Origin of the sequence: Micromonospora sp. M71_S20, assembly GCF_003664255.1 — a bacterium.
GTDB lineage: Bacteria > Actinomycetota > Actinomycetes > Mycobacteriales > Micromonosporaceae > Micromonospora.
The window spans coordinates 1,129,754-1,144,958 of record NZ_RCCV01000001.1 but is presented as its reverse complement, the minus strand read 5'-3'; the positions used below and the strand labels follow the sequence as shown (position 1 = coordinate 1,144,958).

Sequence of the window (15,205 nt, the reverse complement as noted above, 5' to 3'; positions counted from 1 at the left end):
GGTTATTCATGAAGACCTTGACGAAACTCGGCGCGTTCGCGCTCGCCCTGGTGCTGGTGCTCGGGAGCGCCTACACCGTCGGCCGCGTGGTCGGGCCCCCGCCGACCGCCGCACCCGCAGCCGCACCCGCCGCCAAGCCGGCCGCCGTGGCCGAGGAGTCCTCCTACGGGCTGACCCTCAACCACGAGAGCATGAACCTGAAGGTGATCACGGACAACGTCCGGGCGGGTACGAAGCAGACCTTCGCCTTCCAGATCCTGCAGCACGACGGCACGCCGCTGGTGAAGTACAAGCCGCAGCACGAGAAGCTGATGCACCTGATCGTGGCGCGGCGCGACCTGACGAACTTCCAGCACGTCCACCCGAACCTCGGCGCGGACGGCGTGTGGCGGGTGCCGCTGACCTTCGCGGCGGCGGGCGAGTACCGGGTCTTCGCCGACTACATGCCGCTGTGGGGCATCCACGGCGAGACGCTCGGGGCGGACGTGTCGGTCTCGGGCGACTACCGGCCGGAGGCGCTGCCCGCGCCGTCGACCACCTCGACGGTCGACGGGTACACGGTGACCCTCGGCGGCGAGCTCAAGCCCGGCAAGAGCGGCAAGCTGACGCTCAGCGTCGCGAAGGACGGCAAGCCGGTCACCGACCTGGAGCCGTACCTCGGCGCGTTCGGGCACCTGGTCGCGCTCCGCGACGGCGACATGGCGTACCTGCACGTCCACCCCGACGGCACGCCGGGCGACGGGCAGACCGCGCCCGGTCCGGACGTCCTGTTCCACGCCACCGCGCCCAGCTTCGGCGACTACCGGCTGTTCCTGGACTTCCAGCACCAGGGCGTCGTGCGCACGGCGTCGTTCACCCTGCGCGTGAACGGCCCCAACCCGCCGCCGCACGGCCTGACCGAGGAGGCCTTCGCGGCGGCCAAGGCCCGCAACGAGGAGGCCGTACGCAACGGCGGAGCCGCTGTCCCCGCCGACACGACCGGCGGCGGCACGGAGGGGGGCACCGAGCATGGCCACGGCTGAGAACCACCTGGAACTGATGATCGGCGGCATGACGTGCGCGGCCTGCGCGGCGCGCATCGAGAAGCAGCTCAACTCGATCGACGGGGTGGAGGCGACCGTCAACTACGCCACCGAGAAGGCGAAGGTGCTGGTCGCGCCCGGGATCACGCAGGCGCGGGTGATCGCCGCCGTCGAGGAGATCGGCTTCACGGCCCGGCCGGTGAAGCCGCGTACGGCCAGGGCCGAGAACCACCTGGAACTGCTGATCGGCGGCATGACGTGCGCGGCCTGCGCGGCGCGCATCGAGAAGCGCCTCAACGACATCGACGGGGTGGAGGCGACCGTCAACTACGCCACCGAGAAGGCGAAGGTGCTCCTCTCGCCCCAGGTCTCGCGGGAGACGGTGATCGCCGCCGTCGAGGAGATCGGCTTCACGGCCCGGCCGGTGCAACCGCCCGCGGCGACGACGGCGGACGCTGCGGATCCGGCTGCCGAGGAGGAGGCCGAGCACGACCGTGAGCTGCGGGCGGCGCGCCACCGACTCTGGGTCGTCGCCGTGCTGGCGGTGCCGGTCATCGCGATGTCGATGTTCTCCCAGCTCCAGTTCGAGTACTGGCAGTGGGCCTGCCTGACGCTGAGCGCGCCGGTCGTGGTGTGGGGGGCGTGGCCGTTCCACCGGGCCGCCTTCGCCAACCTGCGGCACGCCGCCGCCTCGATGGACACGCTGGTCTCGGTGGGCACGCTCGCCGCGTTCGCGTGGTCGCTGTACACGCTGTTCCTCGGCACCGCCGGCGAGCCCGGCATGCGGCACCCGTTCCGGATCACCCTGGAGCGGACGCCCGGCGAGGGCAACATGTACCTGGAGGTCGCCGCGGGTGTGACCCTGTTCATCCTCTGTGGCCGGTACTTCGAGGCCCGCGCGAAGCGCCGCTCCGGCGCCGCGCTGCGCGCGCTGCTGTCGCTGGGCGCCAAGGACGTGACGGTGCTGCGCGACGGCGCCGAGGCGATCGTGCCGATCTCGGCGCTCGCGGTCGGCGACCGGTTCCTGGTGCGGCCGGGCGAGAAGGTGGCGACCGACGGCGTCGTGGAGGAGGGCTCCTCGGCGGTCGACGCGAGCATGCTGACCGGCGAGTCCGTGCCCGTCGAGGTGGGGCCCGGCGACGAGGTCGTCGGGGCCACGGTGAACGCCGGCGGGCGGCTCGTCGTCCGCGCCACCCGGGTGGGCGGCGAGACGCAGCTCGCGCAGATGGCCAAGCTCGTCGAGGAGGCGCAGACCGGCAAGGCCGACGTCCAGCGGCTCGCGGACCAGGTGTCGGCGGTGTTCGTGCCCGGGGTGATCGCGCTGTCGCTCGCCACGCTGGGCTACTGGCTCGGCTCCGGCCAGCCGGCGGCGGCCGCGTTCACGGCGGCGGTGGCTGTGCTGATCATCGCCTGCCCGTGCGCGCTGGGGCTGGCGACGCCGACCGCGCTGCTGGTCGGCACCGGTCGGGGCGCCCAGCTCGGCATCCTCATCAAGGGACCGCAGGTGTTGGAGTCCACGCGGACCGTCGACACCGTCGTGCTCGACAAGACCGGCACGGTGACCACGGGCGAGATGTCCGTCGTGGAGGTCGTGCCCGTCGACGGGGAGAGCGACGTCCAGCTGCTGCGGCTCGCCGGCGCCCTGGAGAGCGCGTCGGAGCACCCCATCGCCCGGGCCGTCGTCGCGGGGGCCAGGGACCGGTGCGGCGAACTGCCCCCGGTCGCGGACTTCTCCAGCGAGACCGGCGTCGGCGTGCGCGGCACCGTCGACGGGCACGAGGTCATCGTCGGCCGGGCGTCGCTGCTGGGTGCGTGGGCGACCGAACTGCCCGCGGAGCTGACCGCCGCCAAGGCGAAGGCCGACGCGGCGGGCCGTACGTCGGTCATGGTCGGCTGGGACGGCGCCCTGCGGGGGATGCTCGTCGTGTCCGACCGGGTGAAGCCCACCAGCAGGGCGGCGGTGGCGCAGTTCAAGCGGCTGGGCCTGCACCCGATCCTGCTGACCGGCGACAACGCCGCGGTCGCGGGGGCGATCGCGGCGGAGGTGGGGATCGACGACGTGGTCTCCGAGGTCCTCCCCGCCGGGAAGGTCGAGCTGGTCAAGCGGCTCCAGGCCGACGGCAAGGTCGTCGCGATGGTCGGCGACGGCGTCAACGACGCCGCCGCGCTCGCGCAGGCCGACCTGGGCATCGCGATGGGCACCGGCAGCGACGTGGCGATCGAGTCGGGCGACCTGACGGTGGTACGCGGCGACCTGCGGGTGGTCGCGGACGCCATCCGGCTGTCGCGCCGCACCCTCGGCACGATCAAGGGCAACCTGTTCTGGGCCTTCGCGTACAACGTCGCGGCCATCCCGCTCGCGGCGAGCGGACTGCTCAATCCGATGCTGGCGGGTCTGATCATGGCCGGCAGTTCGGTGTTCGTGGTGTCGAACAGCCTGCGGCTGCGGCGGTTCAAGGCGCTCGCGGGCAACGAACTCCCGGACCGGGCCGACACGACCGAGGCGTCGCGCGCCCCGATGGTCACCGCCTCCTGACGCGTCGAACGGGCACGTCCGCACGGAAAGAAACGGAGCCGCACCATGGCCGAGCCGAGCCGGCTCGCGGAGGATCCTCAGCTCCTGCTGCTGCACGCGGCCGGTCTAGGCCGGGCGAGCTGGGACGCCGTCGTCGAACGCATCCCGGGCTTCGCCCGGACCCTCGCGATCGACCTGCCCGGTCATGGCAGCGTGCCGGGGCTCGCGTACGACCGTGACGTCGTGCCGAGGCTCGCGGAGTACGTCGCGGAGCGGATCGCCGCGCTGGGATTGCGCAGGCCGCACGTGGTCGGGCACTCGCTCGGCGGGGTGATCGCGCTCGAACTGGCGCGTCGGGTGCCCGTCGCGGCGGTGACCGCCCTGTGCAGCATCGGGTTCCGGGCGGCCTGCCACGCCTCGATGTGCGTGGTGCGGACCCACGCGATCCTGCGGATGACCGGCGCGGTGGGGCCGAGGACGCGGGGGCGGCTGCTCAACAGGGGGGTGGTCCGCAGGATGGTCATGGGCAGCGTGTCGGCCCGGCCCGCCGCCCTCCGGCCGGACGTGGCCGCCGCCGACGTGACCTCGATGATCACCAGTGACCTGTCCGCCCTGAGCCGGTACGCGGGGCTCTACTCGTTCCGCGCCGACGCCACCGACACGACGCCGGTGAACCTCGTGTGGGCCGACCAGGACCGCGTGGTCCCGTTGCGTGACGCGCTCCGGGCCCGGCGGGTGCTCCCGAGGGCGCAGCACTTCGTCATCCCCGGCAGCGGTCACTTCGTCGTACGCGACGACCCGCACGGCGCCGCTGCCGTCATCCACGCCTGCCACATCCAGGTGTTGCGGGAGAGGCAGGCCGAGAATCGCAGAGGAGCCCGCGGAAATGTGAACCCACAGCGCGGTAATTGAGCTGGCAATTTGGCCCCGCACACCTGTCGGGGCGGGAACTGTTGACCGACCGGACGCGACTACTGAGGTACTCGGATCCCGGGACCACCGCTCAGAGGAGTGCGAATGAAAATCACCCCGCAGGCTGGAAAGAAGTTCGGCGTGATCGTGGAGGGTTTCGACGCGGAAACCGCCTCGGCGCAGGACATCGTCGAGCTGAAGAAGGCCATCTACTCGAACAAGATCGTCGTACTGAAGAACCAGGACCTGTCGCCGCGGCAGTTCCTGGCGCTCGGCCAGCGGCTGGGCCGGGTCGCGGAGTACTACGAGCCGGTCTACCACCACCCCGAGGTGAAGGAGGTGTTCGTCTCCTCCAACGTCAAGGAGGAGGACGGCCGCCAGATCGGGGTGCCGAAGACCGGCAAGTTCTGGCACTCGGACTACCAGTTCATGCCGCGTCCGTTCGACATCACCATGATCTACCCGCAGGTCGTGCCGACGAAGAACCGTGGCACCTACTTCATCAACCTGGCGACGGCCTACGAGCAGCTCTCCGAGGAGCTGAAGCTGGCCGTCAAGGACACCACGGCGACGCACAGCGTGCTGCGGTACTTCAAGATCCGGCCGACCGACGTCTACCGGCCGATCTCGGAGATCATCGACGAGGTCAACGCGAAGACCCCGCCGGTGACGAGCCCGCTCGCGTTCCCGCACCCGCACACGGACGAGACCCTGCTGTACCTCAGCGAGGGCTTCACGCTGTCGGTGCAGGACGCGGACGGCAACGACCGGCCGGAGCTGCTGACCGAGCTGCTCACGGCCACCGGCCAGCTCGACCGCACCTACCAGCACGAGAACATCCACCTCCAGACGTTCGAGAAGGGCGACATGCTCCTCTGGGACAACCAGAGCCTGGTCCACCGGGCGCTGCACACCGCGACGCCGGAGCCGGCCGTGTCCTACCGCGTCACCGTCTACGACGACGTGGACGCCGCTTAGTCCCTCACGGACGTTCGATCCGCGGTGGGATCCGGCGGTGTCGACCGTCGGATCCCACCGGTGTCCACATCGCACGAGGTCGAGAGGCATGACGTGGCAGACCAGTTGACGGCGGCGACGATCCGGGCGGACGTCGCCGAGATGCTCCACCGTCGCCCGGACGAGAGCTTCGACACGGAGGACCTGTTCGACTGCGGCCTGGACTCGGTGCGGTTGATGACGCTCATCGAACGGTGGCGCGACGCCGGGGCCCGGGTCAGCTTCGTCGACCTGGCCGAGCGGCCGACGGTGGAGCACTGGGTGAAGCTGCTGGTGGGCCGGGATGACTGAGCCGCTGCCGTTGGGCGCCGCCCAGGAGGGGATCTGGACCGGTCAGCAGTTCGACCCGGACAGTCCCGCCTTCAACACCGCCGAGTACGTGGAGATCCGCGGCCCGGTCGACGTGCGGCTGCTGGAGGCGGCGGTGCGCGGGGCGGTCGGCGAGGCCGAGGCGCTCAACGTCGTGTTCGAGGAGGACGCCGACGGCCGCCCGTGGCAGCGTCCCCGCGAGAACCACGGATTGTGGCCGCTGCACCTGGTCGACACCAGCGCCGAGGCGGATCCGCTCGCCGCCGCGACGGCCTGGATGCGCGCGGACCTCGACAACCCCGTCGACCTGCGCAAGGACCCGCTGTTCCGGCAGGCGTTCCTCCGGCTCGGCCCGGACCACCTCCTGTGGTACCAGCGCGTGCACCACATCGCCCTGGACGGGTACGGGCTGTCGCTGGTCGCCCGCCGGGTGGCCGAGCTCTACACCGCCCTCGTCGAGGGGCGGGAACCACCGCCCCGCACGTTCGGGTCGCTGTCCGCCGTGGTCGACGAGGACCGGGCCTACGCCGACTCGGACAGGTACGCCGCCGCGCGCGAGCACTGGACCTCCCGGGCGCAGGGCAGGCCGGCACCGGTGGTGCTCGCCCGCCGCACGGGAAAGCTGGCGCGGACGGTGCTCCGCGCCACCGCCGACCTCGACGCCGCCGGCATCGACGCGCTGAAGGCGGTCGCCAAGGCCACCGCAACCACGTGGAGCGAGACCGTCATCGCGGCCTTCGCGGCGTACCTGCACCGGATGACCGGCGCGGACGAGCTGACGCTCGCGCTGCCGGTCATGTCGCGGCTCGGTTCGGTGTCGCTGCGGGTGCCGTGCATGGTCACCAACGTCGTGCCGCTGTGGGTCCGTGTCGAGCCCACCGCCACGCTGGCAGGCCTCACCGCGCAGGTCGCTGCGGAGCTGCGGGCCGGGCGCCCGCACCTGCGCTACCGCTACGAGCAGCTGCGCCGCGACCTGAGGATGGTCGCCAGCGAGCGCAAGCTGTTCGGCCCGTCGGTCAACATCATGCCGTTCGACTACGGCCTGAGCTTCGCCGGGCACCGGGGCGTCGTGCACAACGTCAGCGCCGGGCTCGTCGAGGACCTGGTGGTCCACGTGTACGACCGGGCCGACGGCAGCGGGCTGCGGATCGTCCTCGACGCCAACCCGAACTGCTACGACGACGAGGAACTCACCGGTCACCTGGCCCGGTTCCTGGCCTTCCTGCGCCGCGTGACCGCCGCCGCCGACACTCCGGTCGCCGACGTCGACCTGCTCCTCGACGGCGAGCGCCGGCTGCTGCTCCAGGAGTGGAACGACACGGCCCGGCCCCTGCCGGCGGTCACCGTGCCCGCGCTGTTCGCGGCGCAGGCCGCCGCGACGCCGGACCGTACGGCGCTGGTGGCCGGCGACGCCACGCTGACGTTCGCCGAACTCGACCGCCGCGCCGACCGCCTCGCCCACCTGCTCGTCGCCCGGGGGGCGGGCCCCGACCGGCACGTGGGGCTCCTGCTGCCCCGCACCTCGGAGGCGATCGTGGCGCTGCTCGCCGTGCTCAAGGCCGGCGCCGCGTACGTGCCCGTCGACCCGGACCTGCCCGCCCGGCGGGTCGCGGCGATGCTCGCCGACAGCGCACCCGTCGTGCTGCTCGCCACCGAGGCGCTGTGGACCGGCCACCGACAGTCGGAGGTCCCGGTCCTGCTCGTGGACGCCCCCGCGACCGTCGCGGAGCTGGCCGAGGCGCCCGACGCACCCGTACCGGACGCCGGCCTCGCGCCGGAGCACGCGGCCTGCCTCATCTACACGTCCGGCTCCACGGGCGTGCCGAAGGGCGTCGTGGTCGAGCACCGTGGGCTGGTCAACCTCTTCCACCACCACCGCGACACGATGATCCGGCCGGCGGCCGGCGGTCGGGTGTGCCGGGCCGCGCTGTCCGCGTCGCTGTCGTTCGACACGTCGTGGGAGGGGCTGCTGTGGCTGCTCGACGGCCACGAGCTGCACTTCGTCGACGACGACCGGCGTCGGGACCCGGCCGCGATGCTCGACTACGTCGACCGGCACGGGATCGACTTCATGGACATCACGCCCACGTACGCCGAGGAACTGGTGGCGAACGGGTTCCTCGATGCCGGCCGGCACCGGCCCGCCGTGCTCGCGCTCGGCGGCGAGGCCACCGGCCCCGCGCTCTGGACGGCCCTGCGCGACGCCGGCATGACCGTCTACAACCTGTACGGCCCCACCGAGTGCACGGTCGACACCCTCTGGTGCCGGCTCGCGGAGAGCGCCGAGCCGATCGTGGGCCGGCCGCTCACCAACACCAGGGCGTACGTGCTGGACCCGGCGCGCAGGCTCGTGCCGCCCGGCACGGTGGGCGAGCTGTACTTCGCCGGGGCGCCGGTCGCCCGCGGCTACCACGACCGCCCCGAGCAGACCGCGGAGCGGTTCGTGGAGGATCCCTTCGGGCCCCCGGGCGGCCGGATGTACCGCACCGGAGACCTGGCCCGTTGGCGGCGCGACGGCACCCTGGAGTTCCTCGGCCGCGCGGACGACCAGGTCAAGATCCGTGGCTTCCGCATCGAACCGGGGGAGATCGAGGCGGTCCTGCTCGCCCACCCCTTGGTCGCCCAGGCGGCGGTGGTGCCCCGCGAGGACGCGCCGGGTCAGGTGCGGCTCGTCGGCTACGTCGTGCCGGCGGGCGACACCGCGCCGGAGCCCGCCGCGCTGCGGCAGTTCGTGGCGGAGCGGCTGCCCGACTACATGGTGCCGCCCGCGTTCGTCGCGCTGGAGGCGATCCCGCGTACCACGAACGGCAAGCTCGACCGCGCGGCGCTGCCTGCGCCGGACCTGACCGCGACGGTCGGTGGTCGCGCGCCGCGCGACCACCGCGAGGCGGTCCTGTGCGGTCTCTTCGCCGACCTGCTCGGCCTGCCCGAGGTCGGCATCGACGACGACTTCTTCTCGCTCGGCGGGCACTCCCTGCTCGTCGCCCGGCTGATGGGCCGGGTACGCGCGGAGTTCGGCGTGGAGATCAGCATCCGGACGGTGTTCGAGGCGCCGACCGTCGCGAAGCTCGCGCCCGCGCTCGCCACGGACACCGGCGGTGGCTCCACCGAGGTGCTGCTCCCGTTGCGGACGCGGGGGAGCGGGCCGCCGCTGTTCTGCGTCGCGCCGGCGACCGGGCTGGCGTGGTCGTACGCCGCGCTGCTGGCGAGCCTGCCCGACCGCCCGGTGTACGGGCTCCAGTCGGTCGCCGCCACGGACTGTGCCAGCGTCGCCGACCTGGCCGCCGACCACGTGCGCCGCATCCGCGAGATCCAGCCCGCCGGGCCCTACCACCTGCTCGGCGCCTCGTTCGGCGGCCTGGTGGCCCACGAGATGGCCACGCAGCTCGCGGAGTCCGGCGAGTCGGTGGCCCTGCTCGCGCTGCTCGACTCGTTCCCGGTCCCGGCCGCCTGGCGGGAGCTGCCGCCGCCCGGCGAGCACCACGCCGCCGCCGCGGTGCTCGGCCAGGCCGTGCTCGGCGGCCTCGACGAGGCGCAGCGTCGCCTCGCGTACGACGCCTTCGCGCGCAACTCGCGGCTGGCCGCCGGCTGGACGCCCCGGCGCCTGCGCGGCGACGTGCTGGTGATCGAGGCGACCGACGGCAAGACACCGGACTGGCCCGGCCCGCAGAGCTGGGAACCACACGTCGACGGGCGCATCGACGTGCACCGGCTCGACTGCACCCACGACGGCATGCTCGCCGCCGGTCCCCTGGCGCGGGTCGGCGCCGTACTCCCACCTGTCGGCGACCTTCGGAGGGCAGCATGAGCGAACGACGTGAGTGGCTCGGACTCGGCGCGGTCCTGGCCGCGACGTTCATGACCCAGGTGGACGGCTTCGTCGTCAACGTGGCCAGTCCGTCCATCCAGCGCGACCTCGACGCGGGCTTCGACCAGATCCAGTTCGTCGGCGCGGCGTACGTGATCGCGTTCGGGGCCCTGATGGTCACCGGCGCGCGGCTCGGCGACCGGATGGGGCACCGCACCGTGTTCCTCTGGGGTGTCGCCGGCTTCACGCTCACCTCGCTCCTGTGCGGCATCGCACCGGACGCCGACCTGCTCATCGTGGCCCGGTTCCTGCAGGGCGCCACGGCGGCGTTCATGGCGCCCCAGGTGCTCGCGATCATCCGGGCCACGATGCAGGACCCGGACCGGCTCGCGCGGGCCATCAGCGTCTACGGCGTCGTCATCGGCCTGGGCGTGATCAGCGGCATCGCGGGCGGTGGTCTCATCGTCGAGGCCGACATCTTCGGCCTCGGCTGGCGGCCGGCGCTGCTCGTCAACGTGCCGGTCGGGATCGTCATCCTGGCGCTGGGCGGGATCCTGCCGCGTACCGTGCCGAAGGCGCCGCACCGGCTCGACCTCGCGGGCGCGGCGCTCACCATCGTGGCGGCGCCCGCCCTGCTCGTGCCCCTGGTCTTCGGGCCGGGCGGCCCGGCGTGGCTGTGGCTCGGGGTGCCTATCGCGCTCGCCGTGGCCGTCGTGCTCGTGAACCAGCAGCGGCGCCTGCACCGCGAGGGCGGCGAGCCGCTGTTCCCGCCGCGGGTCGTCACCGCCCCCGGGATGCGGCTGTCCCTGCTGACCGTGCTGGCGCTGTTCGCCACGAACTCGGGGCTCTTCCTCGTGTTCACCTACTACCTGCAGACCGGGCTGCGCTTCACGCCGCTCACCGCGGCGCTGATGTTCGTGCCGCTGGGGATCGGCTTCTCGCTGGGCTCCGCGGCGAGCCGCCGGGTGGGACGCCTGATCTCGGCGCCGACCCCGGCCGTGGGCTGCGGCCTGCTCGCCGCCGTGCTGCTGGCGAGCGCGGCCGTCGTCCAAGCGCCGGAGTCCGCGCAGGCGCCCATGCTCGTCGCGGTGGTCACGCTGGCCGGCTTCGGGCAGGGCCTGGTCGTCTCGCCCCTGGTGGCCGGGATCCTCGGCCGGGTCAGGCCGGCCGAGGCCGGCGCGGCGTCCGGCATGGCGACCACCGTGACGCAGTTCGGTCTCGCGCTCGGGGTCGCGGTCGCGGGGGTCTGGTACCGCACCGTGCTCGGCGCGACGCCCGGCGACCCCGGTGTGCCCTTCGCCGACCACGCGACGGCCTTCGCGGCCACCGCGCTCCTGCTCGCGGCCTCCGCGACCTGCGCCGGCCTGGTCAGTGTCCGTCTGCACCACCTGCCCAAGCCGACTGCCGCGGCAGCGGAACCGGAAGGGGCGGCGGCGCCGTCGCCCGTCGCCACGTCAACCGTTCGGAGGACCGGATGAATCTCAAGCGTTTCCCTCTCGCGGCGGCCGTCGCCGCCCTGCTTTTCACGACGGCCTGCACGGCGGCCAGGAGCGAGGCCGAACAGTCGAACGACCCGCCGAAGGCGGGCTACCCGGTGACGATCACCAACTGCGGCAAGGAGTACACCTACAAGCAAGCGCCGAGCCGCGTGGTCGTGATGAACGGCGGGTCGGTCGCGGAGGTCTCCGCGCTGCTGGAACTCGGCGTCGCCGACCGGATCGTCGCCAACGCGCAGTCCTACGGCGCCTCCGAGGTCGACGGCCGGGTCGACGCGATCAAGAAGCTGCCGACGGGGAACATCAAGCTCAACGACATGTCGGATATCCCGCGCGAGGCCATGATCGGGCTCACGCCCGACTTCGTGATCTCCACCTACGACGGGGGCTTCCGCGCCGAGGCGGGCTTCGCCACCCGCGACGACCTCGCGGCCGTCGGGGCCAACACGTACGCCCCGAAGAGCTCGTGCGGCGAGGTCGGCACGGTCTCCGGCACGCCGACCGTCGAGGACAGCTACGCCCTGCTGCGCGACCTCGGCGCCATCTTCGGGGTGTCCGAGCGCGCCGAGAAGATCATCGCCGACTCGAAGGCGCAGATCGCCGCCGTGGGGGCGAAGACCGCGAGCCTGCCGAAGCAGAAGGTCATGCTGATCATCCCCGGCATGGCGATGGGCGGGGAGTTCAGCTCCGTCGGCGGCAACGGGATCTGGAACGACATCATGGCCAAGGCGGGTGCGGTGAACGCCTTCGAGGGCGCCACCGACCAGATGTTCGCCAACCTCTCCCGCGAGCAGGTCGCCAAGGCCGACGTGGACGTCCTGCTCGTCGTCAACTACATGTCGAAGGATCCGGACGCGGACGCGAAGAAGCTGCTCGCCCAGTTCCCGCAGTGGGACGCGGCGAAGAACAACCGCTACGTCGTGTTGTCCGACTCGATCTACCTCGGCCCCAGCAACCACCTCGCGGTCTCCAAGATCGCGCAGGCCGCGCACCCCGAGGCGTTCTGAGCGCCATGACCACCTTGTCGCGTTCCACGAACGGCCGGGTGTCGGCCGCGCCGCAGCGCAGCACCACCCGGCCGGCCCCACTGCACGGCGCGCCCCTCCCGCTGTGCCTGCTCGTGCTCGGCGTACTGCTGGTCGTGCTGATCCTCGTCGCGGCGGCCGTCGGCTCGGTGCCGGTCTCCATCGGGGACACCGGCCGGATCGTCTGGGCGCACCTGACCGGGGCGACCCCCGCCGTCGATCCGGCCCACGACCAGATCGTCTGGACCTTCCGGATCCCACGGGTGCTGCTGGCCGCGCTGTGCGGCGCCGGGCTCGCGGTCGCGGGCGTCGTGCTACAGGCCCTCGTGGCCAACCCGCTCGCCGACCCCTTCATCCTCGGGGTGTCGGCGGGCGGCTCGGTCGGCGCCGTCACCGTGATGGCGCTGGGCGCGGGCGCGGCCGGCGGACTCGGGGTGTCGGGCGCGGCGTTCGTCGGCGCGATGCTGGCGGTGGCGCTGGTCTTCACCCTCGGGCAGCAGCACGGCCGGCTCAACCCGGTCCGGCTCGTGCTCGCCGGGGTCGCGATCAGCTACGTGTTCACCTCGATCACGAGCCTGCTCCAGTTGCAGACGACGCCCAACAACATGCGCCAGATCATGTTCTGGCTGCTCGGCAGCGTCGCGGGCGCCCGCTGGGAGCAACTCCAGGTCGCGGGCGTGGTCGTCCTCGCGGTGACCGTGCTGCTGACCCTGTACGCCCGGCAGTTCAACGCGCTGGTCACGGGCGACGAGTCGGCGACCGCCCTCGGGATCGACGTCAAGCGACTGCGGATCGTCTCGATCGTCCTGACGTCGCTGCTCGCGGGCGTGCTCATCGCCGTGGCCGGCGGCATCGGCTTCGTCGGGCTGATGGTGCCCCACCTGGTGCGGCTCGCGTTCGGCGTGGACCACCGCCGGGTGCTGCCCCTCGCGGCCCTCGTCGGCGCGGTCTACCTCGTGATCGTCGACCTGCTGTGCCGGACGGTCGACCCGCCGAACGAGTTGCCCCTCAACATCCTGACCGCCCTCTTCGGCGCACCGTTCTTCATCTGGCTGATGCGCCGGGATAGGAGCCTGTCCCACTCATGAAGCTTCAGGTGCAGCAGGTGTGCGTCTCCATCGGCGGCACGCCGATCCTCCGCGACGTCAGCATGGAGGTGGCGCCCGGCGAGGTCGTCGGCCTGATCGGCCCCAACGGCAGCGGCAAGTCCACGCTCCTGCGGACCATCTACCGGTCGGTCCGGCCCGCCAGCGGGCAGGTGCTGCTCGGCGACGAGGACGTCTGGTCGCTGTCGGCGCGGGCGGCCGCGCGGCGGACCGCCGCCGTGTTGCAGAACAGCCCCACCCCGCCGGGCCTGACCGTGCGGGAGGTCGCCGCGCTGGGCCGGACGCCGCACAAGGGGGTGTTCGACCGCGAGACGGCCGACGACCACGACATCGTCGTCGACGCGCTGGAGCGCACCGGCATGCTGGGGCACGCGGAACGGATCTACGGCTCGCTGTCCGGCGGTGAGCGGCAGCGGGTGCTGCTCGCCCGGGCGCTGGCGCAGCAGCCGCAGCTCCTGGTGCTCGACGAGCCGACCAACCACCTGGACATCCGGGCCCGGTTCGAGCTGTTGGAACTGGTGCACACGCTGGCCGTCACCACGCTGGCGGTGCTGCACGACCTGGACCTCGCGGTGCGCAGCTGCGACCGCCTCGTCGTGCTGGACCGCGGGGAGGTGGTCGCGTCGGGGCCGGTGCTGGAGGCGCTCACGCCCCAGGTGCTGTCCGAGGTCTTCGGGGTCACCGCCGAGACGGAACGGCACGACGACGGGGTCGTCCGCGTCACGTACGGCGCCCGGCCGCTGGCCAGGACCGGCGGCTGAGTCGGGGTGCGGCGGACGTGCCCGCCGCCCGGCCGGGCCCGGCCGGGCGGCGCCTCGCCGGGCGGCCGGCGCGCCCTGAGCGCGCGGCCCTCGTCGGGCGCGCGTCCGTCGGCGGGTTCCCCGCGCCCGCGCCCGCGCCGCGCCGTCCCCGGGCGCCCGACACGCTGGCCGAACGGTTCCATCGAATTCTGGTTCCCGGCGATGAGGCCGGCTGGACCGCCACTGGAGTCCGTTCTTCTCGGCATTCCGCACGTTTACCGTGAATTCATGTCGGAGTCACTGGGAGAAAGCGCGGTCACGGCTCTGGTCCTGGCCGTCGGGCGCGGCGACCGTTCCGCGGCGGATCCTCTCGTCCGCAGCACGCAGCGGGACGTCTGGCGGTTCCTGGTCTACCTGGTGGGGCACGCCGAGGCCGAGGACCTGACGCAGGAGACGTTCGTCCGCGCGCTGGGCAGCGCGCACCTGTTCACCGGTCGCCACCACGCGCGGTCCTGGCTGCTGGCCATCGCGCGGCACGTGGCCGCCGACCATTTCCGCGCCGCCGCGAGTCGGCCCCGGATCGTGTCCGACCAGGACTGGCGGGCCACCGCGGAGCGCTCGGGGGCCCACCACGTGCCCGGCGTGGACGACACGGTCGCGCTCAACCTGGCGGTACGCACGCTGCCCGCGGCCCGCCGCGCCGCGTTCGTGCTCACCCAGGTCGTCGGCCTCGGCTACGCGGAGGCGGCCGAGTTGTGCGGCTGTCCCGTCGGCACGATCCGCTCCCGCGTCGCGCGGGCCCGCCGCGACCTCGTGTCGGCCCTGGCGCCGGCCCCGCGGCGGCTTCCGGCGCTGCCCCGGTAGGCCCTCGCCGCCGCGCGGCGGCCCCCGCGTCAAATGTCCCTACTAGAGGATATGACGTGACGGTGGCAAATGTTCCCTAGCATCGATTAGGACCCTTTCGCGCTGCGGTGGCCAGGGGCGGACGGCTTGACGGCCGTCATTTTTTTGTGGAAAGGTCGACCCTCAAGGGGGAAGGTGTCCGTAGGGGCACATCGCAATTCGGGGCCGGGAATCCGTCAAAGACGTTTGCGTTGCGTAACAACTCTGTGGGCTGCGGCGCCTGTCGGCGTCCGATCGGCCGCACCGGGTTCCTACGCGGGTCGACGTGGCCATTCCCGTCGTCGGGTCGATCGCTGGGGAGAGTGTGTCGTGGTTGTTGGATCGTCGCCCGTCAGTGGGCATCGTGGCCGCC

11 protein-coding genes are annotated in these 15,205 nt (G+C 72.6%); all 11 read left to right on the top strand.

Going from position 1 to position 15,205, the window contains the following annotated elements; genetic code table 11:
* Positions 1 to 8: 8 nt before the first annotated feature.
* The 11 genes from DER29_RS05060 (at position 9) to DER29_RS05010 (ending at position 14,814) form a co-directional block, all read left to right on the top strand.
* Entirely contained in the window at positions 9 to 1,022 is a 1,014-nt protein-coding gene (locus tag DER29_RS05060; RefSeq protein ID WP_199729131.1) for a hypothetical protein, read from the top strand.
* A complete protein-coding gene (locus DER29_RS05055; protein ID WP_199729129.1) occupies positions 1,009 to 3,558 on the top strand; it encodes a heavy metal translocating P-type ATPase in 2,550 nt (849 codons plus the stop codon). The genes DER29_RS05060 and DER29_RS05055 overlap by 14 nt, the downstream gene beginning before the upstream one ends.
* 45 nt (positions 3,559 to 3,603) lie before the next feature.
* Positions 3,604 to 4,449, top strand: coding sequence for an alpha/beta fold hydrolase (locus tag DER29_RS05050; protein WP_121396262.1), 846 nt, complete (start codon positions 3,604 to 3,606; stop codon positions 4,447 to 4,449).
* Positions 4,450 to 4,554: 105 nt separating this feature from the next.
* Positions 4,555 to 5,427 carry a TauD/TfdA family dioxygenase gene (locus tag DER29_RS05045; RefSeq protein WP_121396261.1) on the top strand — a complete coding sequence of 291 codons (873 nt, stop codon included), beginning with the start codon at positions 4,555 to 4,557 and terminating at the stop codon, positions 5,425 to 5,427.
* A 93-nt stretch (positions 5,428 to 5,520) separates the two neighbouring features.
* Positions 5,521 to 5,757, top strand: coding sequence for a phosphopantetheine-binding protein (locus tag DER29_RS05040; RefSeq protein ID WP_121396260.1), 237 nt, complete (start codon positions 5,521 to 5,523; stop codon positions 5,755 to 5,757).
* Entirely contained in the window at positions 5,750 to 9,583 is a 3,834-nt protein-coding gene (locus DER29_RS05035; RefSeq protein ID WP_199729127.1) for a non-ribosomal peptide synthetase, read from the top strand. Before DER29_RS05040 ends, DER29_RS05035 begins: the two co-directional genes overlap by 8 nt.
* Complete coding sequence (locus DER29_RS05030) at positions 9,580 to 11,061, top strand: MFS transporter (RefSeq protein ID WP_121396259.1); 1,482 nt, start codon at positions 9,580 to 9,582, stop codon at positions 11,059 to 11,061. Before DER29_RS05035 ends, DER29_RS05030 begins: the two co-directional genes overlap by 4 nt.
* A complete protein-coding gene (locus tag DER29_RS05025) occupies positions 11,058 to 12,086 on the top strand; it encodes an ABC transporter substrate-binding protein (protein WP_121396258.1) in 1,029 nt (342 codons plus the stop codon). The genes DER29_RS05030 and DER29_RS05025 overlap by 4 nt, the downstream gene beginning before the upstream one ends.
* 5 nt (positions 12,087 to 12,091) lie before the next feature.
* Entirely contained in the window at positions 12,092 to 13,192 is a 1,101-nt protein-coding gene (locus DER29_RS05020) for an iron ABC transporter permease (RefSeq protein WP_121396257.1), read from the top strand.
* A complete protein-coding gene (locus DER29_RS05015) occupies positions 13,189 to 13,971 on the top strand; it encodes an ABC transporter ATP-binding protein (protein WP_121396256.1) in 783 nt (260 codons plus the stop codon). Before DER29_RS05020 ends, DER29_RS05015 begins: the two co-directional genes overlap by 4 nt.
* Before the next feature lie 267 nt (positions 13,972 to 14,238).
* Entirely contained in the window at positions 14,239 to 14,814 is a 576-nt protein-coding gene (locus DER29_RS05010; RefSeq protein ID WP_121396255.1) for a sigma-70 family RNA polymerase sigma factor, read from the top strand.
* Positions 14,815 to 15,205 lie beyond the last annotated feature (391 nt).